21 protein-coding genes are annotated in these 26,771 nt (G+C 67.2%); 13 read left to right on the forward strand and 8 right to left on the reverse strand.

What is annotated here, in order from left to right:
• Positions 1–10 precede the first annotated feature (10 nt).
• The 3 genes from LC068_RS06300 (at position 11) to bglB (ending at position 4,266) form a co-directional block, all read left to right on the forward strand.
• Positions 11–1,513 (forward strand): CoA-acylating methylmalonate-semialdehyde dehydrogenase, encoded by a 1,503-nt coding sequence (locus tag LC068_RS06300; protein ID WP_226635535.1) that lies wholly within the window; start codon positions 11–13, stop codon positions 1,511–1,513.
• Between the two features lie 79 nt (positions 1,514–1,592).
• Positions 1,593–3,128: an MFS transporter gene (locus LC068_RS06305; protein ID WP_226635538.1), complete on the forward strand. Its 1,536-nt coding sequence runs from the start codon at positions 1,593–1,595 to the stop codon at positions 3,126–3,128.
• Positions 3,129–3,153: 25 nt separating this feature from the next.
• On the forward strand, positions 3,154–4,266 hold the full coding sequence (bglB, locus tag LC068_RS06310; protein WP_226635540.1) for a beta-galactosidase BglB: 1,113 nt from the start codon (positions 3,154–3,156) through the stop codon (positions 4,264–4,266).
• Between the two features lie 38 nt (positions 4,267–4,304).
• On the opposite strand, the gene LC068_RS06315 is transcribed toward bglB, so the two are convergent.
• The 3 genes from LC068_RS06315 to LC068_RS06325 form a co-directional block, all read right to left on the reverse strand.
• Positions 4,305–7,388, reverse strand: coding sequence for a tetratricopeptide repeat protein (locus tag LC068_RS06315; protein ID WP_226635542.1), 3,084 nt, complete (start codon positions 7,386–7,388; stop codon positions 4,305–4,307).
• Between the two features lie 126 nt (positions 7,389–7,514).
• Complete coding sequence (locus tag LC068_RS06320; RefSeq protein WP_226635544.1) at positions 7,515–9,011, reverse strand: right-handed parallel beta-helix repeat-containing protein; 1,497 nt, start codon at positions 9,009–9,011, stop codon at positions 7,515–7,517.
• Positions 9,012–9,026: 15 nt separating this feature from the next.
• Positions 9,027–10,475 carry a tetratricopeptide repeat protein gene (locus tag LC068_RS06325; RefSeq protein WP_226635546.1) on the reverse strand — a complete coding sequence of 483 codons (1,449 nt, stop codon included), beginning with the start codon at positions 10,473–10,475 and terminating at the stop codon, positions 9,027–9,029.
• 260 nt (positions 10,476–10,735) lie between these two features.
• Here LC068_RS06325 and LC068_RS06330 point away from each other — a divergent pair, with 260 nt between their 5' ends.
• From LC068_RS06330 to LC068_RS06355, 6 genes are all read left to right on the forward strand, one after another.
• Positions 10,736–11,242, forward strand: a complete 507-nt coding sequence (locus LC068_RS06330; RefSeq protein WP_226635548.1) for a GAF domain-containing protein — start codon at positions 10,736–10,738, stop codon at positions 11,240–11,242.
• A gap of 54 nt (positions 11,243–11,296) precedes the next feature.
• Positions 11,297–11,977 (forward strand): SDR family NAD(P)-dependent oxidoreductase, encoded by a 681-nt coding sequence (locus LC068_RS06335; protein ID WP_226635550.1) that lies wholly within the window; start codon positions 11,297–11,299, stop codon positions 11,975–11,977.
• A 5-nt stretch (positions 11,978–11,982) separates the two neighbouring features.
• Complete coding sequence (locus LC068_RS06340; RefSeq protein WP_226635552.1) at positions 11,983–12,840, forward strand: HpcH/HpaI aldolase/citrate lyase family protein; 858 nt, start codon at positions 11,983–11,985, stop codon at positions 12,838–12,840.
• Positions 12,837–14,876: a capsular polysaccharide biosynthesis protein gene (locus LC068_RS06345; RefSeq protein ID WP_226635553.1), complete on the forward strand. Its 2,040-nt coding sequence runs from the start codon at positions 12,837–12,839 to the stop codon at positions 14,874–14,876. The genes LC068_RS06340 and LC068_RS06345 overlap by 4 nt, the downstream gene beginning before the upstream one ends.
• Positions 14,877–14,904: 28 nt before the next feature.
• A complete protein-coding gene (locus LC068_RS06350) occupies positions 14,905–16,038 on the forward strand; it encodes a beta-ketoacyl-ACP synthase III (protein WP_226635554.1) in 1,134 nt (377 codons plus the stop codon).
• Positions 16,039–16,139: 101 nt separating this feature from the next.
• Positions 16,140–16,421: a hypothetical protein gene (locus LC068_RS06355; RefSeq protein ID WP_209118521.1), complete on the forward strand. Its 282-nt coding sequence runs from the start codon at positions 16,140–16,142 to the stop codon at positions 16,419–16,421.
• A 71-nt stretch (positions 16,422–16,492) separates the two neighbouring features.
• Here LC068_RS06355 and LC068_RS06360 read toward each other — a convergent pair whose 3' ends face one another.
• The 4 genes from LC068_RS06360 to LC068_RS06375 form a co-directional block, all read right to left on the reverse strand.
• Positions 16,493–17,017 (reverse strand): outer membrane beta-barrel protein, encoded by a 525-nt coding sequence (locus LC068_RS06360; protein WP_226635555.1) that lies wholly within the window; start codon positions 17,015–17,017, stop codon positions 16,493–16,495.
• A gap of 206 nt (positions 17,018–17,223) precedes the next feature.
• Positions 17,224–17,745, reverse strand: a complete 522-nt coding sequence (locus LC068_RS06365; protein WP_226635556.1) for a porin family protein — start codon at positions 17,743–17,745, stop codon at positions 17,224–17,226.
• 264 nt (positions 17,746–18,009) lie between these two features.
• Positions 18,010–19,974 carry a M1 family metallopeptidase gene (locus tag LC068_RS06370; RefSeq protein WP_226635558.1) on the reverse strand — a complete coding sequence of 655 codons (1,965 nt, stop codon included), beginning with the start codon at positions 19,972–19,974 and terminating at the stop codon, positions 18,010–18,012.
• A 112-nt stretch (positions 19,975–20,086) separates the two neighbouring features.
• Entirely contained in the window at positions 20,087–21,337 is a 1,251-nt protein-coding gene (locus LC068_RS06375) for a multidrug effflux MFS transporter (protein ID WP_226635560.1), read from the reverse strand.
• A gap of 101 nt (positions 21,338–21,438) precedes the next feature.
• Here LC068_RS06375 and LC068_RS06380 point away from each other — a divergent pair, with 101 nt between their 5' ends.
• Positions 21,439–22,398: a class I SAM-dependent methyltransferase gene (locus tag LC068_RS06380; protein ID WP_226635562.1), complete on the forward strand. Its 960-nt coding sequence runs from the start codon at positions 21,439–21,441 to the stop codon at positions 22,396–22,398.
• Positions 22,399–22,491: 93 nt separating this feature from the next.
• Positions 22,492–24,699, forward strand: a complete 2,208-nt coding sequence (gene katG / locus LC068_RS06385; protein ID WP_226635564.1) for a catalase/peroxidase HPI — start codon at positions 22,492–22,494, stop codon at positions 24,697–24,699.
• Between the two features lie 59 nt (positions 24,700–24,758).
• On the opposite strand, the gene LC068_RS06390 is transcribed toward katG, so the two are convergent.
• Positions 24,759–25,901, reverse strand: a complete 1,143-nt coding sequence (locus LC068_RS06390; RefSeq protein WP_226635566.1) for a cupin domain-containing protein — start codon at positions 25,899–25,901, stop codon at positions 24,759–24,761.
• Between the two features lie 75 nt (positions 25,902–25,976).
• On the opposite strand from LC068_RS06390, the gene LC068_RS06395 reads away from it, so the two are divergent.
• A complete protein-coding gene (locus LC068_RS06395; protein WP_226635568.1) occupies positions 25,977–26,333 on the forward strand; it encodes a nuclear transport factor 2 family protein in 357 nt (118 codons plus the stop codon).
• A 60-nt stretch (positions 26,334–26,393) separates the two neighbouring features.
• Positions 26,394–26,768: a hypothetical protein gene (locus tag LC068_RS06400; RefSeq protein WP_226635570.1), complete on the forward strand. Its 375-nt coding sequence runs from the start codon at positions 26,394–26,396 to the stop codon at positions 26,766–26,768.
• Positions 26,769–26,771: the final 3 nt, after the last annotated feature.

Genomic DNA, 26,771 nt, shown 5'->3' on the forward strand with positions numbered 1-26,771 from the left:
GGAGACTTCCATGCGACAGATTTCCCACGTCATTGCCGGCGAGACCGGCCCCGCTGGCACGCGCACGGGCGAGGTGTTCGACCCCGGTTCCGGTCAGGTGCAGGCTCACGTCAGCCTGGGCGTCGCGGCCGATCTGGAGCGGGCCATCGTGGCCGCACGGGCCGCCCAGCCGGCCTGGGCACGGGTCAATCCGCAGCGCCGTGCCCGCGTCCTGTTCCGGTTCAAGGAACCGGTCGAGGCGAACATGGACGCGCTCGCCGAACTGCTGTCGTCCGAGCACGGCAAGGTCGTGGCCGATGCGCGCGGCGACATCCAGCGCGGTCTGGACGTGATTGAATTCTCGTGCGGCATCCCGCATGCGCTGAAGGGCGAATACACTCAAGGAGCCGGCCCGGGCATCGACGTCTATTCGATGCGTCAGCCGGTCGGCATCGGGGCGGGCATCACCCCGTTCAACTTCCCGGCCATGATCCCGATGTGGATGTTCGGGCCGGCCATCGCCTGCGGCAACGCCTTCATCCTCAAGCCCTCCGAGCGCGATCCGTCGGTGCCCAACCGGCTGGCTGAATTGATGCTCGAGGCCGGCCTGCCGGAGGGAATCCTGCAGGTCGTGCACGGCGACAAGGAGATGGTCGACGCCATCCTCGACCATCCCGCCATCAGCGCCGTCAGCTTCGTCGGCTCGTCCGACATCGCCCAGTACGTCTATGCCCGGGGCGCCGCCGCCGGAAAGCGGGTGCAGGCCATGGGCGGCGCCAAGAACCACGGCGTGGTCATGCCTGACGCCGATCTGGACCAGGTCGTCGCCGACCTGTGCGGGGCCGCCTTCGGCTCGGCCGGCGAACGGTGCATGGCCCTGCCGGTCGTGGTGCCGGTCGGCGACCGGACGGCCGACGCCCTCCGCGAGCGTCTGATCCCCGCCATCGATGCCCTGCGCGTCGGCGTACCCGGCGATCCGGACGCCCACTATGGCCCTGTCGTCACGGCCATCCACAAGAAGCGCATCGAGAACTGGATCCGCATCGGCGTCGAGGAAGGCGCCGAACTGGTCGTCGACGGTCGCGACTTCACCCTGCAGGGGCATGAGAACGGCTTCTTCGTCGGGCCGTCGCTGTTCGATCATGTGACGCCCGCGATGGAATCCTATCGCGAGGAGATCTTCGGCCCCGTCCTGCAGATGGTCCGGGCGCCCGATTTTGAGAGCGCCCTCGCCCTCGCCGACCACCACCAGTACGGCAACGGCGTCGCCATCTTCACGCGCAACGGCCACGCGGCGCGCGAGTTCGCCAGCCGTGTCCAGGTCGGCATGGTGGGCATCAATGTGCCGATCCCGGTGCCCGTCGCCTACCACAGCTTTGGCGGCTGGAAGCGCTCCGGTTTCGGCGACCACAACCAGCACGGCATGGAGGGCGTCCGCTTCTGGACCCGCATGAAGACCGTGACCCAGCGCTGGCCCGACGGCATGGCGCCGGGCGCCGCCGCTGATGCCTTTGTGATTCCGACCATGGACTGAGCGTGCCGCGCGCCACGCGAGTCCGGCGCGCACAAGAACGACTTCCCCGGCACTGACCGGGGCAGCAGGAGGACAAGCCGTGACCGACCCCATCGCCGCCCGGCCCGCGATGCCGACGCACCCGACCCGTCCGGTGCGCTGGTACAATATGACCGCCTACGGGCTGAACGATGTGCTCGGCGGCGGCTCCATGACCGTCATCGGCACGTGGATCCTGTTCTTCTACACCACCTTCTGCGGGCTCTCGGTGGCCCAGGCGACGCTGATCTTCGGAGTGGCGCGCATTCTGGATGCGGTGGCCAGCCCGGTCATCGGCCACCTGTCCGACAGCCTCGGCCGTGGGTGGATCGCGCGCACCTTCGGACGGCGCCGGTTCTTCATCCTGGCCGCCATCCCCCTGCTGCCGTCGTTCGCCCTCATGTGGCTGCCGGGCCAGACGTTCTGGTACTACCTGATCACCTACGTCCTGTTCGAGCTGGTCTATGCGATGGAGATCATCCCGTACGAGACCCTCGCCTCGGAAATGGCCACCGACTACAAGACCAAGGCCCAGATGGCGGGCGCCCGCATCCTGTGCGGACAGCTGGCCTCGGCCGGGGCCGCCTTCCTGCCGGGCTGGCTGATCACCCAGCTGGGGCCGGATGATCCCAACACCTATTTCTACATGGGCATCATCTTCGCGGTGCTGTTCATGATCGTGGCCGGCCTGCTGTACGCCTTCAGCTGGGAACGCCAGCGTCCGCCGGGCCTGGAAGAGGCCGAGCGCAAGGGGCGGCCCACCCTGCTGAACTCGATGGGATCGCTGTACCGCAACCTGTTCTCGACCCTGCGCATCCGGGCCTTCCGGCTGCATCTCGGCATGTATCTGGGCGGCTATATCAGCCAGGACATCTACAACGCCGCCTTCACCTATTTCGTGGTGTTCGCCCTGAGCGGCTCGGCCGCCATCGTGGCCGGTCTTGTCGGCGTGACCTCTCTGGTGCAGCTGGTCTCGGTGACGCTGGCGATCAACTTCGCCATCCGCCTGTCGCCGGCGTCCGCCTATCGCTTTGCCGCCCTGTGCTTCGGTGCCGGGGTGGTGATCTTCATCGGCATGTATTTCGCCGGCCTCAACGCCGCCTCGGTGCTGCTGTGGCTGCCGGTCGTGGTGGCCGGCCTGGGCCGCGGCGCCCTCTATTATGTGCCGTGGGCGACCTATAACTACATGGCCGACGTCGACGAGATCGTCACGGGTCGCCGCCGCGAGGGTGCCTTTGCCGGCGTCATGACCTTCGTCCGCAAGATGAGCCAGGCCGCCGCCGTCATGCTGGTCGGTCAGGTCATGCAGGCTGCAGGCTTCGTCTCCGGTCAGGACATCCAGAGCCCGCAGGCCATTATCGCCATCGTCGCGGTTCTGGGTGCCGGCACCCTCGCCGTCCTGCTGTTCGGCGTGTTCGTCTCGACCCGTTTCAAGCTGAACCCGGCCAGCCACGTTATCCTGCTGGAAGAGATCGAGCGCTTCCGCTCGGGCGAGCGCACGCCGTCCGATCCGAAACACCAGGAGATCGTCGAGGATCTGTCCGGCTGGAAGTACGACCGCCTGTGGGGCAACAACCCCGTCGGCAACACGCGCTGACGCCCCGAGTGTTCAAGGAGTAACCATGGTCGCCCTTACCCATGACGTGCCGCGCGATCAGGTGGTCGAGACCATCGGCCGCCTGATCGACAACCTGGTCAACATCAAGGATGAGACCGGCGAGTTCCTGATGACCCTGGAGGATGGCCGGGTCATCGACACCAAGGGCTGGAACGACTGGGAGTGGACCCACGGCGTCGGCCTGTTCGGCCTGTGGCGACTTTACGAGCAGACCGGCGACGCCGAGGCCCTGCGGGTGATGACCCAGTGGTTCGAGGACCGGTTCGCCATCGGCACCCCGACCAAGAACATCAACACCATGTCGCCCATGCTGGCGCTGGCCTATCTCTACGAAGAGACGGGTGAGCCGCGTTACCGGCCCTATCTGGAGAGCTGGGCCGAATTCCTGATGGCCGACGATGGCCTGCCGAAGACCGAGGAAGGCGGCTTTCAGCACATCACCTATGACACGGTGAACTATCAGCAGCTGTGGGACGACACCCTGATGATGTCGGTCCTGCCGCTGGCCAAGATCGGCCTGTTGCTGGATCGCCCGGCCTATATCGAGGAAGCCAAGCGGCAGTATCTGCTGCACATCAAATATCTGGCGGATCGCAAGACCGGTCTCTGGTACCACGGCTGGACTTTCGATGGCCGGCACAACTTCGCCGGCGCCCTGTGGGCCCGGGGGAATTGCTGGGTCACCATCGCGATTCCCGAGTTCATCGAGATGCTGGACCTTGCGCCCGGCGACGCCCTGCGGACCTTCCTGACCGATGCCCTGCTCGCCCAGGTCGAGGCGCTGGCCCGGCATCAGGATGACAGCGGTCTGTGGCACACCCTGATCGACGACCCGACCAGCTATCTGGAGGCCTCGGCCACCGCCGGCTTCGCCTACGGCATCCTCAAGGGCGTGCGGAAGGGCTATCTGCCGCGCCGGTTCGAGTCCGTCGGGATCAAGGCCGTAAAGGCCGTGCTGGCCAATATCGATGACGCGGGGGAGCTGAAACAGGTCAGCTTCGGCACCCCGATGGGCCACGATATGCAGTTCTACAAGGACATCCCGCTGACCTCGATGCCCTATGGCCAGAGCCTGGCCATCGTCGCCCTGACGGAATTCCTCAGAACCTATCTCTAGGCGGTGCGGGCGGGCCGACAGGGCCCGCCTGCTCTTTCCTAGTCTTCGGACGGGGACGGCATGTCGGCGATGACGACCGTGGTTGCCGTCTCGAACGAACGGGCCACATCGGGATCGATGGACAGGGCCCTGGCGACGTCCTCCTGCCAGTCCTCCCGGTCCAGCGCCCATTTGGCGACGCCGCGGCCATAAAGAGAGGGCGCGAGCGTGGGGGCGATCTCCAGCGCCCGGTCATACTGGGCCAGCGCCTCCTCGAAGCGTCCCATGCGCAGCAGCACCATGGCGCGGCTGTCCATGACGTGGGCCCCTTCCGGTTCCGCAGCCAGCGCGGCGTCGCAGTCGGCCAGGGCCTGTTCCAGTTCGATGTTGTCGAGGGCAGCGTTCCAGCACACGCTGTTGAGCAGGTCCGGATCGTCCCCCGCCGCTTCCCTCGCCCTGGCAAAGTCGTCAGCACCCTGGACCGGGTCGCCGAGACGATAGTAGGCGGTACCGCGCATCGAGAGCAGCAAGGCGTCCGTCTCAGGCATTGTGCCGATCAGCTCATCGATGGTCGCGATGGCGGCCTCGTTCCGGCCCGCCGACAGCTGCAGATCTGCCAGACCCCAGCGGAGCCCCGTATCGTCGGGACTGGCCGCGATGACCTCTTCCAGAAGGGCGAGGGCTTCGTCCTCCTGATCCATGCGGCGCATCAAGCCGATCTTGGTGAACAGGACCGACTGGTTGTCAGGCTGGGTCGCCAGGATCGAATCCAGATCGGCGATCGCCTTGTCGTACTGCTCGAGCCTCGCATAGGCCTCGGCCCGCTGCCACAGCGCCCAGACGTTGTTCCGCGAGTATCGGATGGATCGCGAGAACTGGATGACCGCATCCTCATAGTCCTCGGCCCGCATGGCCAGGAGGCCCCGGCCATTCATGGCGACGACTTCGGAGGGATCGAGGTCGGCAGCCCGCTCGAAGTCGGCGGCCGCCTCGGTCAGATTGCCGGCATCGATGTGGGCGATGCCCCGGTTGGCGTAGGCGTTGGCATTCTCGGGCTCGAGCTCGACCGCGCGCTCGAACTCGACCAGGGCCCCTTCCACGTCCCCGCCCCGCAGAAGAATATCGCCCCGGGTGACGTGCTCGCGCGCCGTCATATCGTCAGCCGGCTGGCGAAGTGCCATATCCGCCTCGGTCGGTTGATAACCGCGAGGCGCCTGAACGACGGCCTTGTCGGCCATCACGGCCTGAAGGTCCTCGCGCCCTTCCTCGGCCTCGACGTAGTCAAGCTCAGACACCAGAGCCCGCACGACCAGGTCGACGACTACGGTGTCGCCCGTCATCTCGACGCTCCGGAAAATCTGATGGCCGGCCACGGTCTGGTCCAGCGCACCCGACTTGATCGTATAGCCGGCCCCGTCTTCCGGCAGGATTACGGTGGTGTGGGTGCGGGTGTAGTAAGGAAACTCGGTGGCAAGCGGGGCTTCTGCCAGCGGCCCTTCATCCCGCTGCGTTACGATGTACAGCTGCGGCTGGCTTCCAGGAACGGTCAGGGCATAGGGCGTCCCGCCCCCCCGCCCCCAGTCGAGAACGCTGGTGCCTTTCACCCGGAACGTCAGCTCGGCGGCGTCCGCGTCGAAGACAACGTCCGTTTCGGTGTAGTCCACGCCTCCGACATCTCCGAACCAGAGCAGCTGGACCATCTGATCGCGCTCGTCGATCGCGAGCGTGTCGAGACCCGCGCTCCACACGGCGACTTCGGGGCCCCGAACGACCAGCTCGCCCTCGATCTTTGCCGGCGCGTAGATGCCCGCCGAAGCGTCGATGCGCAGGGTGCGATTTGACAGGGGGCGAGACAGATAGCGGATACCGATGGGCTCCAGCCCGGCGCCTTCCGGCGCAAGCGGAAGGGTCCAGACGAAGGGCAGGACCGAGGCATCGGAGATGTTGCGGTCGCCGTTGCGGGTGCCGTCCAGCCAGTAGACCTCGCCGTCGATCTCGGACCGGACGATGACGTGATCGAAAAGGCTGAGCATGGGCAGCCGTTGATCAAGCCCGTCCCCATACTGGAAGCTGGCCAGCGCCGGTCGGGCGTCGATTCCCAGTTCGCGCAGAATGGCGATCAGCAGGACGGTCTTGGCCTTGCAGTCGCCGTAGCGGTTCCGCCAGGTCTCATCGGCCGAGGTGGGCACCAGCCCGCCGCTGCCCATCACCAGAGCGACATAGCGCACCTCGTCCTGGACCAGTCTCAGGGCGGCGGCCGCCTGCTCGGCGGGTGACCCCCCGGCGGCCCGGATCTTGTCGATCTCGGCCATCAGCGGCGAATCCGGTTCAATGACGGACGCCGCCTCGAAGATCGGGTACATGAGGGCCGAAACATCCGCCCAGGATTGATAGTCCGTCAGTTCGATCTGGCGCACATGGGCGAAGCGCGCAGGGGCCCCCTCGGGCACCTTGACGGGCTGCAGGTCGCGCTCTTCCAGCTCGACGACATACCGATCGCCGACCCGCCGGGGTGTGGGCAGGTCCAGAAAGCGGCTGCCGCGCGTCCGCATGTCCAGCTCTGCGGGCCAGCTTGCCCGGAAGCGCACCCGGTCGATGGGCACCGGAAAGTTGATGGCGGCCATCTGCTCGACGTGGCCCTGGACCAGCGGATCGTGGGTCGTGATCGTGTAGCTGAACTCGATCGTGTCCCCGACGCGCAGACCGCGGGGCTGCAGCACGGCGGTAAGCACGCCGTCCAGCATGGAGCGCTCGATGTTCTCCTCGCGGCGCAGGATCTCGAACTCCTGATCCGCCAGAACGTCGATCTTCTCGTCGCCGCGCCAGATAATGGCCTCGTGCACGGTGACGGTCTGGAAGGCCGGGTTCCAGGCCACCGAGACAGTACCCAATCCCAGCGACTGGGAGGAGCTGAGGGTATAGGCCGCCCGAATGGAGGCATGCGAACGCCCGTCCTCGAACCAGATCTGCTGGTCCAGCAGCCGGATCTGAATGGGGCCGCGCCCGCGCTCGGCGGGGCCGGTCACGGGGGACCCGGCTTCCCTCTGGACCCAGGCGGGGACCGGGCCTCTGTCCGGCGCATCCTGGGCCGCGACCGGGGCCGCAAACAGGAAGAGCCCGATCACGAGCAGAATTCTGAGCATGTCGCCCCCCGGCGTCTGGATACAGAGCCTACCGCTAGCAGAAAACAACCGCGCCACAAAAGGCAGACGCCTTATACGTGCGTACAGGCCACGGACTTTGCTCGTCTTTCAGCAGGCGTAAGGGCTCTACCAGAAGCCGCGACGGCGGGGTTCGGCCCAGCGGTCGTCGCCGTAGTAGTCGCGGTCCTGGATGTAGCGTCCGTCCCGGTCGTACCAGCCGTAGCCGTCCTGGTAGGTGTCATAGCCCTGCAAGGAATAGCCGTCGTCATAGTAGTCGAAGCCGAGCAGGCCATCCTCTTCCTCCCACCAGTCGCGCGGGTAGGAGCCATAGACGCACTCCCAGCCCTGACCGCCTGACCAGTAGGGCTCATACCGGCCGCGGGTGCGTTCGCGGAAGCGGGCGCGGCAGACGTGCTGCGACCAGACGCGGTTGCCGCTGGCCTCTACGCTGGCGCGGTTCTCGGCATAGATGACTTCGTGAACGCCGGCGAAGACGTTGTTGGTGATCACGGCCCGGCCGGACGCCACGGCCACGCCGACGCTGTCGGCCCGCACGCGGGTGTCATTGAGGGTCAGCTCGCCGTTGTAGACGACGACACCTTTGTCGGAGCGGCAGATCCGGCTGCCCTGGATGTCGACCGAGGCGCCCTCGACGGCTACACCCTCGACATAGCCGCAGATGGCGGTGTTGGTGACCTCGACCCGGCCATAGTCCCGGCCGGAGCGGATGATCATGCCGATCGAACGCGGCCCGAAGGCATTGGGGGCGCCGATGCCCTTCAGCGTGGTCGAGTCGACGCGGGCGGTCTGGCCCGCGCCCGGGATCAGCTCCATGCCGACATGGGCGCCGGTCACGACCACTTCCCAGGCCGTTAGCGAGGCGCCGTCGGCCACGATGGCCGGGGCGACCGTCTGGGTCTCCAGAACGGCATTGCGGATGTCGAGAAGACCGCCGTCCATATAGATGGCGGCCTCGTCCCCCACGTGGCGCATGCCGACGCGGTTCAGCAGGACCTGGGCGCCATAGCCGATGATGCAGGCGGCATCGCCTGCGCGCTGGGACGAGAAGACGACGTCGCGCACCTCGACACGCACGCCCTGGGCCACAGTCATGCAGGGCAGGCCGTCCGGCGCCTGCAGGGTCGCGGCGGGCTGCCGGTTCCAGTCGCGGGGATCGAAGCCCGCCTCGCCGATGATGGTCAGGGGCTTGTCGATGTTCAGCCAGCCGACGCAGGCCCCGCCCCGCGCCCGCAGGATCAGGGTGCCGCCCGGGGCGACCCGGCGAACGGCGTCCTCGATCGCGCCCGATCCCGGATTGCCGCCGCAGTCGACCAGAACGATCTGCTCGCCGCCCGGGGGATAGGGGCGTCCGTCATGCGGTCCCGGATGATAGTCCCGGCGATAGTCTCGGCCCGTCCAGCGGCGGTGGGTCGTCGCGCGGCTGCGGCGCGGCGCCGGCGGGTCCAGCAGGATGCCGAAATTGGGCCGCGTCTCGCTCTCGACGCGGGCGGCCTCCTGGGCCTTGGCCTGCGGGGCCAGAGACAGGGCGGATGCAGCGACCGCGAGACCCAGCGCGGGGGCGATCAGGGAACGGAGCCGGAGGGCAGTGCGGAACGTGATCATGTCTCAACGCCCTCCTTAACGGCGCTGCTGGGAACGGGAGACCTGGGACAGGACGGCCTGCAGGCGGGCGACGGACGGCGCGAACCCGGCGAGCGCCGAGTCGATGCGCATGACCACGGCCTCGGCCTTGTCCTGATCGGCGACGCCGGCGACGCCCAGGGCGAAGAAGGTCGACAGGGCGAACTTGGCCTCGGGGCTGCCCTGGCGGGCCGCCTCCTCGTACCAGAAATAGGCCCGGGCATAGTCGGGCGGCACGCCGATGCCCTCGGAGTACATGACCGCAAGGACCAGCTGGGCCTCGGACGAGCCATTGACCGCCGCCAGCTGGATGGCGCGCACCCGCTCCAGATAGGACAGGCGCCCTTCCATGGGATGGCCCAGCACGGCCTCCAGCGATTCGATCTCACGTTTGGACAGGTCTTCGGGGCGCGTGGCGGCACGGTCGGCGATGCCGAGATAGCGGATGGCGCGGCCGACGTGGACGAAGGGCAGTTCGGTCACCCGCGACAGGGCATATTCATAGGCGTCGCCGCGCGGGCGGCTTTCGTCAGAGAAGGGCACACCCGAGGCCGGGGCGTCATTGGGATAGAATTCAAAGGGCGGGACCCACTGACGGGCCTTGGTCTCGACGAATCCGCTGTACTGGGCGCGGCCTGGCGAGGAGCTCTCGAAGTCCTTCATCAGGACAAAGGCTCCGACATCGCCGGTCTGTACCGCCAGATAGTTGTAGAGATAGGCGTCGACCTCATTCCTCTGGAACAGGTTCAGCGCAGCGGGGTAGCCGCCCCGACGGCGGTCGCGACCCGAGCCGCGGCCGATGGCCTCGCGGGCCTGGAGGTTGTCCTGCGGCTCGCCGAAGGGGCCGTAGAGGGCGTCATGCAGACGGGCCAGGGTGCGATAGCCGTCCGCGCCTTGCGTCGACAGGACGTAGATCACGCGATCGCGCACCTCTTCCTGTTCCGTCAGGGTCATGCGCGACAGCTGGACGTTCAGCCGCTGATAGGCGTTTTGACGCTCCCACGCCCGGCAGTCGTCGTATTTGGAAAGGGGGCGCCAGCCGCCGAACATGCCGCGCTCGACGCGGTTGATGGGGGCAAAGCCGTCCTCATTGGCCAGCGCCATGGCCAGCCAGACCGAGCTTTCGATCGGATCCTCGAGGTTCTTGTCGGTGGCCCGGAGCGCCGCATATCGCCCGCCTAGTTCCAGCTGGGCGAAGAAGTCACCCCGGAAGGCCGCGCGGCGCAGCGCGCGAATGCCGGTCTCCTGGGCGTTGAATTCCGATCCGGTTAGATTGGCGGGACGGGGACAGGGGTTGGCGGTGTCGGCACGGCGGAACACGGCAGGCGCCCGCTCACCGCAGGCAGCCATCGACAGCAGGGCGAGAATCAACAGCACGGCCACAGCCGCGATCGCGACCGGTCCCGCTCCGCCCCGCATGCCCTTGCGCCCGCTGTTATCGCTCATCTTCCCCCACACCCCTCGCAGCGCCCGAAGGCTGCGCGACGTTAACCTTTTCCCAATCTGGACGATCGGTCCAGTGAACATCGCGATATGGTTAACGCGCTTGGCGCCATACCGTTGCCGTACAGTGACCACATTGTGTCCAAGCTGGACTTTTCCCCAGACAGTTGCCTGCGGATTCCCCTTTCGGGCGAGAGATTTGCCCCTCCCCGGCCGCGGCCGCGCGCCCTATATGAGCGGCTTCAACCTCTGAGGATCGCGCCATGGCCTATGTCGCCCGCAACGACCGCCCCGCAGACAAGACGGCCCGCTATGCCGAGGTCACTGCCGAAATCATGGCGGTGCTGGAGGGGGAGCCGAATCGGACGGCCCGCATGGCGACGGTGGCCTCGATGCTGCACGACGCCTTCGACAGCTTTTTCTGGACCGGCTTCTACGTCGTGGACGAGGACAAGCGGGCGGCCGGTACCGATGAACTGGTGGTCGGCCCCTATCAGGGCACGCTGGGCTGTCTGCGCATTCCGTTCGGGCGGGGCGTGTGCGGTGCGGCGGCGGCGACGGGCCACACCCAGGTGGTCGAGGACGTCCACGCCTTTCCGGGCCACATCGCCTGCGACAGCCGCTCGGCCAGCGAGATCGTGGTGCCGGTACGGGACGGCGCGGGCCAGCTGATCGCGGTGCTGGATGTCGACTCCACCGACAAGGCGGCGTTCGATTCCGTGGATCAGGCCGCCCTCGAGGATCTGCTCGCCCGGGCCTTCGCGGTTTGATCGACGGGCCGGGGGCCCTATGGTCCGGGTCCGGCAAACGAGGAGACTGAAGGCATGAGCGACAGGGTCGTGGTGATCACGGGCGGACAGGGCCAACTCGGCCAGGCCGTTATTCGCGCGGCTCTGGACCGGGGCTTGAAGGTCGCAGCCATCGACCATGCCGATGTGAAGCCGATGGGGTCGGATGCCTGTCTTGAGATCAGCGGGGTCGACCTGACCGACGCCGATGCCACCCGGGCCGCCATGGACCGGGCACAGGCCCATTTCGGACGGATCGATGCCCTGCTGAACATCGCCGGGGGCTTTGTCTGGCAGACCGTGGATGACGCCGACCCCGCCTGGGACCGGATGTACCGGATGAACCTTGTCACCGCGCTGAACGCCAGCCGGGCCGCCCTGCCCCATCTGAAGGCCTCGGATCAGGGCCGGATCGTGAATGTGGGCGCGGCCGGTGCGCTGAAGAGCGGCATGGGCATGGGCGCCTATGCGGGCTCCAAGTCCGCCGTCCACCGGCTGACGGAAAGCCTGGCCGAGGAAACGAAGTCGACCTCGGTCACGGTCAATGCCGTCCTCCCGTCCATTCTGGACACTCCCCAGAACCGCAAGGACATGCCCGACGCCGACCCGGGCACCTGGGTGAAGGTCGAGGATCTGGCCGAGGTCATGCTGTTCCTCGCCTCGCCGGCCTCGAAGGCGATGACCGGGGCGCTGGTGCCCGTGACAGGCCGGGTCTGAGACCCATGACGCCCAGCCCCTGCCGCAGCGTCCTGTTCGTACCGGCCTCGAACCCGCGCGCCATCGCCAAGGCCCGGGGGCTGAACTGCGACATCGTCATTCTGGATCTGGAAGACGCCGTGGCGCCCGATGCCAAGGAGGCCGCGCGCGAGGCCGCCTGTGAAGCCCTGCGGGAAGGCGGATTCCGGCCAAGGGTCGGGGTCAGGATCAATCCGCATGACAGTGACTGGGGCGAGGCGGACACCCGCGCCCTGGCCGAGGTCGAGCCCAAATTGATCGTGCTGCCCAAGGTCGAGCGGGCCACCCAGATCAAGGCCGTCTCGCGCGCGATGGGGGGGCACACCTCCCTCTGGGCCATGATCGAAACGCCCCGCGCCCTGTTCAATCTGGAAGAGATCGCCCAGTGCGAAGCGCCGATCGACGCCCTTATGCCCGGGGTCAACGACCTTGCCGTGGCGCTGGGGGCGACGCTGGGCCCGGACCGCGAACCGATCAAATCCTGGCTGGCGATGATCGTGGCGGCGGCGCGCGTGTCGAACAATCTGGCCATCGACGGCGTCTACAACAGCATCGACAACCTCGACGGCCTTGCGGCCGAATGTGCGCAGGGCGCGGCCTTCGGCTTTGACGGCAAGAGCCTGATCCATCCGTCACAGATCGACACCGCCAATGCCGCCTTCGCGCCCGATGCGGCCGCCGTGGCCCACGCGCGCGAGATCGTCGAGGCCTTTTCGTCGCCGGACGCCGAGGCCCTTGGCGTGGTGCGGATCGACGACCGGATGGTCGAGCGGCTGCATCTGGAGCAGGCCAAACGCCTGCTGGCGCGCCATGACGCCCTGGTGGAGGCCCAGTCGCGCGAATGAGCGACGACAGGCCCCTTGCCTGGGTTTCGGCGCCGGGGCTCTGGAAGATCCGGGGGCTGGCGGCCTTCCTGCCCGACTACCGGCTGCAGGTCGTCCCAACACCGGGCACGCGGGCCGTCGTCGGATGGGGCCGGAAGGGGACATCGCTGGTCGGTCGGACCTGGGCGGAGCAGACCGGGGTGCCGCATCTGGCGCTCGAGGACGGCTTCCTGCGGTCCGTCGGACTGGGCGAGGCGGGGGCCGCGCCGCACAGCCTTCTGGTCGACGACATGGGGGTGCATCACGACGCGCGTCGACCTTCGCGCATTGAGACCCTGATCCGCGAACCCGAGTCCTGGTTCGATTCCGACATGGAGGCCCGCGCCCGCCGGCTGATCGAGCGGCTGCGCGAGACCGGCCTGTCCAAGACGAGTCTTGGGCGCACCGACCGGACTTTGCCGGCCACACGGGGACCGCGCATTCTGGTGGTGGACCAGACGGAGGGGGATGCCTCCATCGCGGGCGGGCTGGCGACCCGGGACAGCTTCCCGGACATGCTGGAGGCCGCGCGACAGGCCGTCGGGACCGGGCAGTTGCTGGTGCGGCGCCACCCCGCGACGGTCGCGGGACTGAAGGCCGGGTGCCTGCCAGAGGCCGCCATGACCGACGCCATTGCGGTCGACGACATGGCGCTGGACACCCTGCTGCCGCAGGTGGATGCCGTCTTCACCGTGTCGAGCGGGCTGGGCTTCGAGGCCCTGATCAGGGGCCTGCCGGTGCAGTGCTTCGGCCTGCCCTTCCACGCCGGTTGGGGCCTGACCACCGACCATGTGTCGGTGCCGCGCCGAGGCGTGGCGCGGTCGCTGGAGGTGCTGGTGGCCGCCGCCCTGATCGTTCAGGCCCGCTATGTCGATCCGGTCACCGGCACGCCGACGACGGCCGAGGCCGCGATTGAGCGTCTGGTCACCCAGAGAGACCGGGCGCGCCGGCTGGCGGGCTATTCGGCCTGCGTGGGCTTCTCGCCGGCCAAGCGGGGGGCTGTGCAGCGGCTGCTGCAGTCGCCGCTGGGCCAGACCGCGTTCTTTTCGTCCACCGACCGCGCCGTCGAGGCCGCCAGGGCCCGGGGCGGGCGCCTGGTCGTCTGGGCGGGCAAGGAGACGCGCGAGGTCGCCTCGACCGCCAAGGCGGCGGGCGTGCCGCTGTGGCGGATGGAGGATGGCTTCCTGCGCTCGAAGGGGCTGGGATCCGATTTTCAACCGGCCCTGTCCGCGGTGCTCGACCCGTTGGGCATCCATTTCGACGGGAGCCAGCCCTCGGCTCTCGAGGCGGCGCTTGAGGCCGGACAGACCCCTGCCGCCGACCGGGTGCGGGCCCAGGCCTTGCGTCGGGCGCTGATCGAAGGGGGGCTCAGCAAATACAATCTGGGTGGAGAAGCCCCGCCGACCGACTGGCCGACCGACCGCCCACGCGTGCTGATCGTAGGCCAGGTCGAGAACGACCGCTCGATCCTGCTGGGCTGCGAGGACACTCGCACCAACGCCGGGCTGGTCCGGGAAGTGCGGGAGCGGTTGCCGGACGCCTTCCTCATCTATCGCGATCATCCGGACACGGTGGCCGGCAACCGCCCCGGACGACTGGACGCTCGGACCGCCAGGCTGGTGGACGCGCGGGCCGAGGGGCTGTCGATCACCGCCTGTCTCGACGCGTGCGACGTGCTGGCCACCCTGACCTCGCTGACGGGGTTTGAGGCCCTGTTGCGGGGCAAGCGGGTCCTGACCTTCGGGCGGCCCTTTTATGCGGGGTGGGGGCTGACCGAGGACGCCCTGACCTTCCCGCGCCGGACGCGCAGGGTCGACCTGGACACGCTGATCGCCGAGGCCCTGATCCGCTATCCGCTGTATGTGACCGGCGACGGCTACCCCTGCGAGGCCGAGGACCTGGCCCGCGAACTGGCGGGCGCGCGGCCGGTTTCCGGGGCTGCCCGGCTCGGCGGCATGCAGCGCTGGATCACCGGACTGCTGACCAGCCTCGACCGCGGGCGTCCCCCGGCCTATTGAGGACCAGCATCAGAATACGGACATGCCTGTGAGCGCTTCTTCCCCGACCGCCGTCATCGCTGCGACCGGCCTTTTTACCCCCGACCAGTCCATTTCGAACGCCGAGTTGGTGGAGGCCTACAACACCTGGGCCGAGCGTGAAAACGCCCGCCACGCGGACGAAATCGCCGCTGGCACGCGCGAGGCGCTGACGCCGTCTTCGGTCGAGTTCATCGAGAAGGCCTCGGGTATCAAGAGCCGCTTCGTGCTGGACAAGACCGGGGTGCTGGACCCCGAGCGGATGGTCCCCCATCTGCCCGAGCGGTCCAACGACGAACTGTCGATCCTGGCGGAAATGGCGGTCAAGGCGGCGCAGGAGGCCCTTGCGGCCTGGGGCAAGCCGGCCAGCGAGATCGGCGCCGTGCTGTGCGCCGCCTCGAACATGCAGCGCCCCTACCCGGCCATGGCCATCGAGGTTCAGCAGGCCCTGGGCATCGAGGGCTTTGCCTTTGACATGAACGTTGCCTGTTCGTCGGCGACCTTCGGGCTGAAGACGGCGGCCGACTTCATCGCCTCGGGCTCGGTCAAGGCGGTGCTGATGGTCAATCCGGAGGTCTGCTCGGCCCATCTGAACTTCAAGGACCGCGACAGCCACTTCATCTTCGGGGACGTGGCGACCGCCGTGATCATCGAGGCCGGCGATCAGGCCGGTCCGGGCGGCTGGGAGATTCTGGGCACGCGGCTGAAGACCGTCTTCTCGAACAACATCCGCAACAATTTCGGCTTCCTGAACAATGCCGCGCCCGAGGGCATCGGCAAGCCGGACAAGCTGTTCGTCCAGCAGGGCCGCAAGGTGTTCAAGGACGTGGTGCCCATGGTCTCGGAGATGATCGTGGACCATGCCGGCGAGCTGGGCCTGGACCCCAAGGGCCTGAAGCGTCTGTGGCTGCACCAGGCCAACATCAACATGAACGAGATGATCGGCCGCAAGGTGCTGGGCCGCGATCCGGAGCCCGGCGAGAACGTCATCATCCTGGACGACTACGCCAATACATCCTCGGCGGGATCCGTGATTGCCTTCCACCTGCATCAGGAGGAGATGGCGCCGGGCGATGTAGGCCTGATCTGCAGCTTCGGGGCCGGCTACTCGGCGGGAACGGTGTTCGTGCGCAAACGCGCCTGACACACGTTTTTCGATCACTTTTTACGGCGCCGCTTGCACGTGCCGGGTGTTTTTGCGAACGGGTATCTCAAGTCTTGGCGTCGTGACGGGAGCCCAGATCCATGACCCAATTTGCCGCCCCTGAATTCGAAGGCCCCTGGATGGCCCGGATCGAGGAACCGCTTGCGCGCGATGTGGCCGCCGTTCTCAAGAGTATGGGCGGGTCCTGTCATCAGACCCAGGTCGTGCAGTGTGTCGCGGCGCTCAAGCGCCAGCGCGGGGAAACCGTCGCCCAGGACTTGGCCCAGAAGATCATCGAGGTGTTCGAGCGCTATCGCGACCTGTTCTTCCGCCCGTTCGGCGAAGGCTCGATGCGCTGGGCGCTGAAGCCCGAACTGGCCTGAGACATCACGGAATGCAAAAACGGCGCGCCACCGCAAGGTGACGCGCCATTGTGCTGTCCGGATAGCCGGTATCAGAAGCGACGGACGTAGGTGATGCCGACCGAGTCGAGGCCACCGTCGATGTCGTTGTACTCGTGACGGGTCACGTCGAAGCGCACGCCATTGTGCTCGTCGAAATAGTACTGGGCGCCGACGCCGAAGGCCATGCCGTCGAAGCTCTCGGTCACGGTCGTGCCGCCGCCGAAATCGAACTCGAACTCGGTCGAGCCGTAGCCCACGCGGGCGGTCAGATCGAGGTTCGGGTCGACCGGCCAGTAGGCGACGACGTAGCCGGCGATGTTGGAGTTCATGGTGACGTCGACGCCGGCGATATCCGACGAGCCGAGGCCGACCGCGAAGTCACCCTCGACGCCGACATAGCGGTGCAGGCGCGCGGTGATGCGACCGGTGGCGGTGTGACCGTCCCAGTCCTCGCTGCCGTCCACGTAACGGGCGTAGCCAGCCGACACCGAAATCTGCGGGTCGAAGCTGGATTGAGCCGCGGCAGGAGCGGCAACGGCAGAAGCGGCCGCAGCCGCGATAATAAACAGACGCATGGGACCCCCCAAAACATTGCCGGAATGGCAACGCGGGTCCTCTTCCCGATTTCGGAAACCACGGGAAGTCGAAATCGTCAGCGTACGTCGGATGACTGAAACAGAACGGTTCCCCTGTGTCAGGAAAAGCACAACCTTCTGATCCAACTGTAGAAAAGGCCCCGGCAAGACGCCGGGGCCCTTTCGAGGTCGGGATAGGCCGATCCTTAGAACTTGCGGACGTAGTTCAGCGACCAGGCATCGGCTTCGCCGTCGTCACCAAAATCGCGGCGGGTCCAGTCGGCGCGAATGCCGTTCTGGCCGTCGAACGAATATTGGGCGCCGACACCATAGTTCCAGCTTTCGTCGCTGTCCGAGGCCGAGGTCGGGCCGCTGGACAGTTTCACCTTGGTGGTGCCGTAGCCGACGCGGCCGAACAGTTCGAAGTTCGGGCTGAGCGGCACATAGCCGACGCCATAGAGGGCGGCGTCATATTCCAGCTCGGCGGTGACCGAGGTGGCGCCGACCATGAAATCCTCGTCCTTCACGCCGACCGAGGCTTCACCTTCGATGCCGAAGTTCGGAGTGAATCGGGTGCCGAGGCGGGCCGTGATGGCGCCCACGTCCACGCCATCGGCGTCGAGTTGGGTGTAGCCGACGGTGCCGTAAACGTTCGAGGCGGGGTCCTGGGCCATGGCCGGCGCGGCCATCAGCGACAGGGCGGCGGCAGAGAGCAGAAGACTACGCATGGAGGTAGTTCCTTTTTATCGTTGATCAGTTACCAGCCATCCCGACTGGCAGAGAGGCAAGTATGCACGGGTTCGGGCAGTTCCAAGGCCGAACGATTACATCACCGTAACCGTTGGATTCTTGCCACATACGGCGTTCGGCTAATTGCGACAGAAATGCGTATACTTGTGGCCGCATCCGCCGCATTGATGGACGAACCGTAGGAAAACGGCGGCTGCCCCCGGGACAGCCGCCGTCAAACTTTCGCCTTGCTGACCCGGAGGTCAGTCGGGGATGCCGACCACCGCATCGACCGAGCCCGTGGTCACCGGGTGGTACAGGGGCCGTGCCTTGGCATAGATCCGCGTCGCGATCGGACGGCCCCAGTCGCCTTCGTTCCAGAGCGTGGTGAACAGGGGCAGGACGAATTTGCGCCGACCCATGCCCATCAGGAACTCCTCGGCGCTGGCGACAGCCGGTTCATACCGATGCGCCAAGGCGATCTGCAGCCAGCCGAAGCGCACCTCGGCATTGCCCTCCTGCGACAGGTCCAGAGTCTCGTCCAGCGCGGCCAGCTGCGCGGGCGTCAGCCAGTCCTGGCCGGCCTCCAGACCTTCGGGCCGCCATGCCAGGAAGCGCTGGCGCTGCTGGGTGTTCCAGCCGTCCCACAGGGCGCGCGGCGGCGGCGCCCCGTCGACGAACACCGCCCGGGCTGCGGTATCGACCGGCACGAAGGCATCCGATTGCGGGGCGACCGCATTCGACGGCAGGCCGGGCTGATAAATCCAGGCATCCATCATCAGGCGATCTTCCAGCGCCTGGTCGCCCTGGACCAGGTGCGTCCGGATGTCCTCGAGGAAGCGTTCGGTCGTCATCGGTCGGAAGGCGTTCCGCTCGAAATAGCCGCGCAGCCAGGCGTCGAACCGGTCACGACCGACGATGCGCTCGATCGTGCGCAGGAACAGGGCACCCTTTTCATAGGCGATGTCGGTCATGCCCTCGTCAGGGTCGCGCCCCGCGAGGTTCAGCTTCAGCCGGGTGTCTTCAGGCGGCAGGTCGGCGATGGTGTCCAGCAGATCGCCATAACCCAGCACCTGCTCCTGCATGGCGCGGTCCGGGCCGTAGACCGCCTCCATGATCCGGTTCTCGAAATAGACGGTGAAACCCTCGTTCAGCCAGAAGTCGTCCCAGGTGGCGTTGGTCACCAGATTGCCGGACCAGCTGTGGGCCAGTTCGTGCGCCACCAGCGACACCAGCGAGCGGTCACCGGCGATGATGGTCGGGGTGGCAAAGGTCAGGCGCGGATTTTCCATGCCGCCGAACGGGAAGGACGGCGGCAGGACCAGCAGGTCATAGCGGCCCCAGCGGTACGGTCCGTAGAGGTCCTCGGCCACATCGACCATGTCGGCGGTCGGCACCAGCTCATCATGCGCGGCGCGGAGTTTGGACGGCTCGGTCCAGACACCCGTGCGCTCGTCGATATCGGCAAAGGCCACGTCCCCGACGCCCAGGGCGATCAGATAGGGCGGGACCGGATTGGTCATGCGGAAGCGGTAGGCCGTCATGCCCGCTCCGGCCGGTTCGCCGTTCGGCGTCAGGCTTTCGGCGCTCATGACCGCCTTGAGGTCGGACGGCACGACGATGCGGGCGGAATAGGTCTGGCGGATGCCGGGGCTGTCCTGGGTGGGCACCCAGGTCCGCGTGAGGATCGCCTGGCCCTGGCTGAACAGATAGGGCTTCTCACCGCCGGCCGTCTGGGAGGGCGTCAGCCACTGCAGGGCCGCCGCGTCCGGCCGGGTGGCATAGGAGATCACCAGCTTGCGGGTCTCATCGGCCCGAAGAGGGGGAAGGTCGATCGTCAGGGGCTGGCCGAGGATCGGATCGTCCGCGCCCAGCCGCCACGGCAGGGCGCGCCCGGCGCCGTCGGTCACCGAGGCGATGTCGAGATTGCGCACATCGAGGATGATCTGGTCGGCGCCCGCCTGACCGCTGATGTCGAGGGTCGCCTCGCCCGACAGGACCTTGCGGTCGAAGTCCGCCGTCAGGTCCAGGTCGACATGGCCGACCCGCGCGATCTGCGGGCGGGCATAGGAGTGCACATCCTGAACCCACTCCACCCCGGACGGCGCCACGACAGCGCCGTCAACCGGCATCGCCGGCGACCCGGTCAGGGTCGAGCAGCCGGCCAGGGTCAGCCCCATGGCCGCCGCGAGGGCAAGGGTGGATGCAGACGCGAGCTTGAAGGCCATCGGGGTTTCCTCATGATTATGATCCGGGGGCGCAGGCGGACAATGGACCATCCGCGCGCTTCGTTCCGGCGAACCCAACCCCTCCGGTCGCCCGAGGTCAAGCGCGCCGGGTTCAGGCCGGGGCGCTTTCGGCTTCCTGCGTGCTGAACAGCCGCCCCCGCTCGGCCACCAGCACGGCGGTCAGGGCCAGGGTGCCGCACAGGGTGATGCCGATCGTCATGGGCGCGGCCGTACCGTTGAACTGCTGGCCGATCAGGAAACCGGTCAGCGACCCGAAGGTCGTCGAGACAAAGCCCTGCACCGACGAGGCTGTGCCGGCGATGCGGCCCATATTGTTCATGGCCAGGGCACCGAAATTGCCCGCGATGAAGCCGAAGCAGAACATGGTCAGGCCCTGCAGCACCGCGAAGCTGATCAGGCTCTCGTGCCCCGACAGGGCGACACCCGCATGGATGCCGGCGAAGCTGATGAAGCCGATCAGGGCGATATGCGACAGGCGCCGCGAGCCCAGCCGCTCGACCAGCCGGGCGTTCGTCAGCGACGCAACGGCGATGCCCCCGGCCATCAAGCCGAAGACGGTGGTGAACAGCTCGGGTTCGCCGAACACGTCGAAAAAGATCTGCTGGCTGGAATTGATGAAGGCGAACAGGGCGCCGGTGATGGCGGTCATGGCCAGGGTGTAGCCGACCGACAGCCGGTCGCTGACCACCGCGCGAAAGGCCTCGGTGATGCGGCTGACCTGGATCGGCAGGCGGTTCTCGGGTGCCAGGGTCTCGGGCAGACGGATCAGGGCCCACAGCATGAAGCCCGACCCCGCCAGCGCCAGCACGCCGAAGATCCACCGCCAGGGCGCGACCAGCAGGATCAGCTGTCCCAGGGTCGGTGCGAGGATCGGCACGCCGAGGAAGACCAGGAAGCTCAGGGACATGACCCGCGCCATGGTCCGCCCCTGGTAGCGGTCGCGCACGATCGACACCGCCAGTACACGCAGGGCGGCGGCGCCGAGGCCCGTGCCCAGCCGCGCCAAAATCAGGGCCTCAAAGGTGGTGGTAAAGGCCGCCGCCACGCTGAACAGCACATAGAGGGCGAGGCCAGCCATGAGGACGGGCTTCCGCCCATACCGGTCTGCCAGTGGCCCGTAGATCAGCTGGGCTACGCCGAACCCCAGCAGATAGGCCGTGATCACCCACTGACGCGAGTTCTCGGAGGCCACATTCAGCGCATCCCCGATGGCCGGAAGCGCCGGCAGCATGGAGTCGATCGCCAGCGCGTTCAGCGCCATCATCATGGCGATCAGGGCGACGAATTCGGGAAAGCCCGGGCCCCGGCGAGGCGCGGCATGCGGGAGGTCGGGCGTTTGCATTCAGGCCAGATGTGGCGCGGACGCCCCTTTTGCAACTGCGAACGTGCGCGCTCGGCGATTTGTCGGCTCGACCCGCCCTCCCCGTCTGCTAATCCTGACACATGACGATCGCAGACGAACCGGATCAGCAGCGGCGCGAACTCGAGGCGCTCCGGCGCCGCGTTGACCAGCTGGAACAGCAGGTCCGCGCGATGGCGGCCCTCCGGCTGCCCGAGGATGGCCTGTGGCTGGGCAAGCCCGAGCTGCGCGAAGACCGCAAGCCTGGCACGGACGTCTTCGACCAGTCGCGACCCTGTCGGCAGGCCGACTTCGAGACGCCCTGGTTCTCTTACTGGAGCGATCGCCTCGGGGAGCGGCTTCGCTATCACCGGAAGCTGTGGGAGTTCGTCTACATCGCCCAGGCTCTTCATGAACGGCGACTGCTGCGTGCCGGCGCCCGGGGACTCGGATTCGGCGTGGGGCGCGAGCCGCTGACGGCGTATTTCGTATCGCGGGGCTGCCGGATCACCGCGACCGACCTTGCCCCCGAAGCGGCTGCCGACGCCGGCTGGACGGCCACGGACCAGCACGCCGAGGGCAAGGCTGCCCTGGCCCGGCCGGATCTGTGCGATCCGGAAGTCTTCGAACAGGCCGTCGATTTCGAGGTTGTCGACATGAACGCCATCCCCTCCAGCCTTGCGGGCTACGATTTCTGCTGGTCCGCGTGCGCCCTCGAGCATCTGGGCAGCCTGGAGGCCGGCATGACCTTCATCGAACGATCGCTGGATACCCTCAAACCCGGAGGTTTCGCCGTCCACACGACCGAGCTGAACCTGACGTCCGACGTACGGACACTGGAGAGCGGTGGGACTGTCCTTTACCGCCGCAAGGATTTGCTGGCGCTGGCCGGGAGGCTCACCGATGCGGGGCATGAAGTGGCTCCGCTCGACTTCGACGCGGGAGGCGGCCCCGTCGACACCTTCGTCGATGTACCGCCCTACCTGCCCGAGCCGCACCTGAGGCTGGCGCTGGCCGGATTTGCCACGACCTCCTTCGGGATCATCGCGCGACGAAAGGAATAAGTCTTCCTTATGACGGCGATCAATAAAATAGACTAAGCCTATTTCCAGACCTTTGTTAGGGTGGACCTCCGGACAAGAAAAAGGAGGAACCCGATGGACGGCAACGCAGGCGATCCGCTCAGCAATCCGAAGAAGGAAGGCGCAGCGAAGCGTTCGCTGCTGGGGCGAACCAACCGGGACTGGTGGCCCAACCATCTGGCCATCGACATCCTCCACCAGCAGGGCAAGTCGGGCGACCCGATGGGCGACGACTTCAACTATGCCGAGGCGTTCAAGAAGCTCGACTATGCGGCGGTCAAGCGCGACCTGCATGCCCTGATGACCGACAGCCAGCCGTGGTGGCCGGCGGACTATGGCCACTATGGGCCCTTCTTCATCCGCATGGCCTGGCACTCGGCCGGCACCTATCGGACCGCCGACGGACGCGGCGGGGCCGGAGCCGGTCAACAGCGCTTTGCTCCGCTGAACAGCTGGCCGGACAACGGCAACCTCGACAAGGCCCGGCGCCTGCTGTGGCCGATCAAGCAGAAATACGGGGCCAGCCTGTCGTGGGCGGACCTGATGATCCTGGCCGGCAATGTCGCCATCGAGTCCATGGGCGGACCGGTGTTCGGCTTCGGCGGCGGTCGCGCTGACGTGTGGGAGCCGGAGAAGGACGTCTACTGGGGCACCGAGGAACAGTGGGTCGGCGAGGAGGGCAATGAGACCCGCATCCAGCCCGACAAGGACATGGCGCTGGAGGAGCCCCTCGCCGCCATCCAGATGGGCCTGATCTACGTCAATCCGGAAGGCCCCGGCGGGGTGCCCGACGCGCTCCAGTCGGCCCGTGACATCCGCGAGACCTTCCGCCGGATGGGCATGAACGATGTGGAGACGGCGGCCCTGACGGTCGGCGGCCACACCTTTGGCAAGGCCCACGGCGCGGGCGATGCGTCCAAGGTCGGGGTCAGCCCCGAAGGCGCGGACATCGCCCAGCAGGGCATGGGCTGGGTTTCGGGCCACGAGAGCGGGATGGGCGACCACACCATCACCTCCGGCATCGAGGGTGCCTGGACTCCGACGCCCATCACCTGGGACATGACCTATTTCGACATGCTGCTGGACCACGACTACGAACTGGTCCGCAGCCCCGCCGGAGCCAAGCAGTGGCAGCCGGTCGGCAATCCGGACGACACCCTGGCGCCGGCTGCTCACACGCCCGGCAAGCGCGTGCCGACCATGATGACCACCGCCGATATGGCGTTCAAATTCGACCCCGACTACCGCAAGATCATGGAGAAGTTCCGGGCCGACCCGGCCTACTTCGCGGACCAGTTCGCGCGCGCATGGTTCAAGCTGTGCCACCGCGACATGGGGCCCAAGGCCCGTTACCTCGGGCCGGAAGTGCCCGCTGAAGACCTGATCTGGCAGGATCCGATCCCGGCCCATGAGGGCCCGACGCTGAGCGATGCCGATATCCGGGACCTGAAGGGCGCCATCGCGTCGTCGGACCTGTCGATCGCCGACATGGTCCGCACAGCATGGGCCTCGGCCTCGACCTACCGCGGGTCGGACCACCGGGGCGGGGCGAATGGGGCTCGCATCCGTCTGGCGCCGCAGAAGGACTGGGACGTCAACGAGCCTGAGAAGCTGGCGCGCGTGCTCAAGGTCTATGAGGACATCAAGGCCAGCTCGGGCAAGACTGTCTCGATCGCCGACCTGATCGTCCTGGGCGGCTCGGTGGGAATCGAGAAGGCCGCGAAAGCCGCCGGCCACGACATCGAGGTGCCCTTCACGCCGGGCCGCACCGACGCCTCGCAGGAGCAGACCGAGGTCGAGGGCTTCCACTGGCTGGAGCCCCGCGCCGACGGATTCCGCAACTATCTGCAGGTCCGGTTCAATGTGCCGACCGAAGAGCTGCTGATCGACCGCTCGCAACTGCTGGGGCTGACCGCGCCGCAGATGACGGTGCTGGTGGGCGGCCTGCGGGTGCTGGGCATCAACCACAAGGACTCGAAGGACGGCGTCTTCACCGACCGCCCGGGTCAGCTGACGAACGACTTCTTCGTCAATCTGCTCGACATGGGCACGGCCTGGAAACAGGTCGACGATCACTCGGACGAGACCTTCGTCGGCACCGACCGCGACACCCACGAACAGCGCTGGACCGCCACCCGGACCGATCTGGTGTTCGGCTCCAACTCGCAGCTGCGTGCCCTGGCCGAGGTCTATGCCTCTGCCGACGCAGGCGAGAAGTTCGTGCGGGACTTCGTGGCGGCCTGGGTTCAGGTGATGAATGCGGACCGCTTCGATCTGGTCTGACCTTCGGACCAGATCATCCTTTCGGCACCCGGATGCAGGCTCTGCATCCGGGTGTTCGTCTACTGAACAGGCTTCAGAGCACCGGCCCTGACGCCCGCCTCGATTGCCGCGCGCATGTCCGTCTCCGGCACGAAATCGAACTGGGCGATCATGTCCTCGAGCGCAAACCGGGGCTGGGCCATGGCCCATTCCATGGCGACCGCAGCGGGTCCCCGTACCGCAGGCGGCAGAAGCCCCGTCGGCGCATAGGTGGTCAGCGCCGGACGCTCCGGCAGGCGATAGTCGGCGCCCCGCCCCATCAGGCGCTCCTGGGTCATGGCGATTTCCTGGGCGAAAGCCGGGCTGGCGGCCAGACGGGCCAGGCGCTGGCCCAGATCGGTCAGCTGATCCGAAAGCGGCTTACCCCCCTCCCGGCTGGCCGGAGGCAGCCATGCCCGGAAGGCCGGGTCCTGCATGGCTGCCGATTCCAGCAGGCGGAACAGGATCCGTCCATAGAGCGGCGTGATCGACAGGGTGACGTGCAGCGAGGGACCATCCACCGCCAGAGCGTCGTGATACCAGCCGCGCGGCACATAGAGGACATCGCCCGGCCGCATGCGGACCTCCTGCATCAAGGGACCGCAGGCCGAGGCGAGATATCGCCGAACCTCCTCCCCCTCCCCCGGATAGTCGACCGGATCGGGCTCGCGATTGCGGTACAGGCGCCAGACCTTTTCGCCCTCGGTCTGGACCGCAAAAACGTCGTGCGTGTCGTAGTGGGGGCCGAAGCCCTGCACCCCCTTGAACGAGCAATAGATGTTGGCCGCGACCGACGCCGCCCAGGCATGGCGCAGGGTCGCGCAGATGTCCCTGAGCGCGGGGGTCAGGGCACCGACGTCATTGGCAACAATCGTCGCCCCCATGGCAGCCATCACCTGCACACGGGCCGGTGACGGCCGGAACACCGGCCCCGACATGGACTGGACTTCCGAGCAATAGGTTTCGGGGTCGAGCGGTTGTCCGCTGTGGACCAGCTTGAGGGTCGAGTGGGTCCAGATCGAGCTCTGGTTCAACAGTCCGTTGAAGGTGTCCCAGTCCAACAGCCCTCGCCGCGCCTCCGCTGCCGCCCCCTCGGCCGGAATATGCAGGGGGACACGCCCCTCGATTTCGTTCCGGAAACGATCAGGGCTGACGGGATGGATCAGGTCGGCAAGACTGGGCATACCTGACGCTAGCGCCGCTCACTGCGCCTGTCAGCAGGATCATGGCGACGCACAGATCTCACTGGAGGCTGCCCCATGACGCTCAAGGCCCGAACCATTGTCGAGCGGTCGCTGGCGGCTATCGAGATGGGCGACCACGACGTGCTGGAAGCCTGCCTTCATCCGCAGGTGATCTACCGCCGCCCGGGCCAACCCGTTCTCTCGGGGCGCGAGGCGGTCGTCGACTATTATCGCCGTCATCGCAGCGCCAAGACCTCGCAGATCCTGATCGATGACATGGTGTGCGAGGGGGATCGGGTGGTCGCCATGGGTCTGGTCGAGGGCCGAGGGCATGACGGGGCGCCGATCCACGAGCGCTTTGCCGACGCCTATCGCCTCGAAGGTGGCCTGATCCGTGAGCGGACGACCTATTTTTTCCGGCAGGGTTTCTAGGACGGATTGCCACGGGCGCAACCGGGAGTCAGAGTGAGCCGAATATTGCGGGAGGACCCCATGCGACTGTCCCTGACCCTGACCGGCGTGCTGTGTGCCGCCGCCACCCTCGCCGTCGCCTCACCGACGCTGGCCCAAGCCGGGGGAGGCACCCCCGGCCAATCTGCCCAGCAGGCCGCTGGCGGAGCGATCGGTCGCCTCTCCGGAGCCGATCAGGACCGCCGCTATGAAAGCGAGGCCTTCCGTCGCGGGGCTCCCGAGGAAATGACCGTCGAGGAAGCCGAGGAAGCCTATGGCGCCGAACGGGTGGCCCTGGCCGAGCGGGTTCAGGCCCTCATGGACGCCGGTGAGTGCCGCGAGGCCCGCCGCGTGGCGTCGGAAGCCGGCGAGCGCGCCATGGCCCTGCGCGTCCGCCAGACCTGCCGCCGGCGCTGATCC

The organism is Brevundimonas poindexterae (assembly GCF_020524625.1).
Lineage (GTDB): Bacteria > Pseudomonadota > Alphaproteobacteria > Caulobacterales > Caulobacteraceae > Brevundimonas > Brevundimonas poindexterae_A.

Coding starts and splice junctions, on each gene's coding strand:
- LC068_RS06325 (WP_226635546.1), bottom strand. CDS start 10,475: ATGAGCGATAACAGCGGGCGCAAGGGCATGCGGGGCGGAGCGGGACCG.
- LC068_RS06370 (WP_226635558.1), bottom strand. CDS start 19,974: ATGGCCTTCAAGCTCGCGTCTGCATCCACCCTTGCCCTCGCGGCGGCC.
- LC068_RS06400 (WP_226635570.1), top strand. CDS start 26,394: ATGCGACTGTCCCTGACCCTGACCGGCGTGCTGTGTGCCGCCGCCACC.
- katG (WP_226635564.1), top strand. CDS start 22,492: ATGGACGGCAACGCAGGCGATCCGCTCAGCAATCCGAAGAAGGAAGGC.
- bglB (WP_226635540.1), top strand. CDS start 3,154: ATGGTCGCCCTTACCCATGACGTGCCGCGCGATCAGGTGGTCGAGACC.
- LC068_RS06300 (WP_226635535.1), top strand. CDS start 11: ATGCGACAGATTTCCCACGTCATTGCCGGCGAGACCGGCCCCGCTGGC.
- LC068_RS06345 (WP_226635553.1), top strand. CDS start 12,837: ATGAGCGACGACAGGCCCCTTGCCTGGGTTTCGGCGCCGGGGCTCTGG.
- LC068_RS06320 (WP_226635544.1), bottom strand. CDS start 9,011: ATGATCACGTTCCGCACTGCCCTCCGGCTCCGTTCCCTGATCGCCCCC.
- LC068_RS06315 (WP_226635542.1), bottom strand. CDS start 7,388: ATGCTCAGAATTCTGCTCGTGATCGGGCTCTTCCTGTTTGCGGCCCCG.
- LC068_RS06375 (WP_226635560.1), bottom strand. CDS start 21,337: ATGCAAACGCCCGACCTCCCGCATGCCGCGCCTCGCCGGGGCCCGGGC.
- LC068_RS06395 (WP_226635568.1), top strand. CDS start 25,977: ATGACGCTCAAGGCCCGAACCATTGTCGAGCGGTCGCTGGCGGCTATC.
- LC068_RS06365 (WP_226635556.1), bottom strand. CDS start 17,745: ATGCGTAGTCTTCTGCTCTCTGCCGCCGCCCTGTCGCTGATGGCCGCG.
- LC068_RS06335 (WP_226635550.1), top strand. CDS start 11,297: ATGAGCGACAGGGTCGTGGTGATCACGGGCGGACAGGGCCAACTCGGC.
- LC068_RS06330 (WP_226635548.1), top strand. CDS start 10,736: ATGGCCTATGTCGCCCGCAACGACCGCCCCGCAGACAAGACGGCCCGC.
- LC068_RS06390 (WP_226635566.1), bottom strand. CDS start 25,901: ATGCCCAGTCTTGCCGACCTGATCCATCCCGTCAGCCCTGATCGTTTC.
- LC068_RS06355 (WP_209118521.1), top strand. CDS start 16,140: ATGACCCAATTTGCCGCCCCTGAATTCGAAGGCCCCTGGATGGCCCGG.
- LC068_RS06340 (WP_226635552.1), top strand. CDS start 11,983: ATGACGCCCAGCCCCTGCCGCAGCGTCCTGTTCGTACCGGCCTCGAAC.
- LC068_RS06360 (WP_226635555.1), bottom strand. CDS start 17,017: ATGCGTCTGTTTATTATCGCGGCTGCGGCCGCTTCTGCCGTTGCCGCT.
- LC068_RS06380 (WP_226635562.1), top strand. CDS start 21,439: ATGACGATCGCAGACGAACCGGATCAGCAGCGGCGCGAACTCGAGGCG.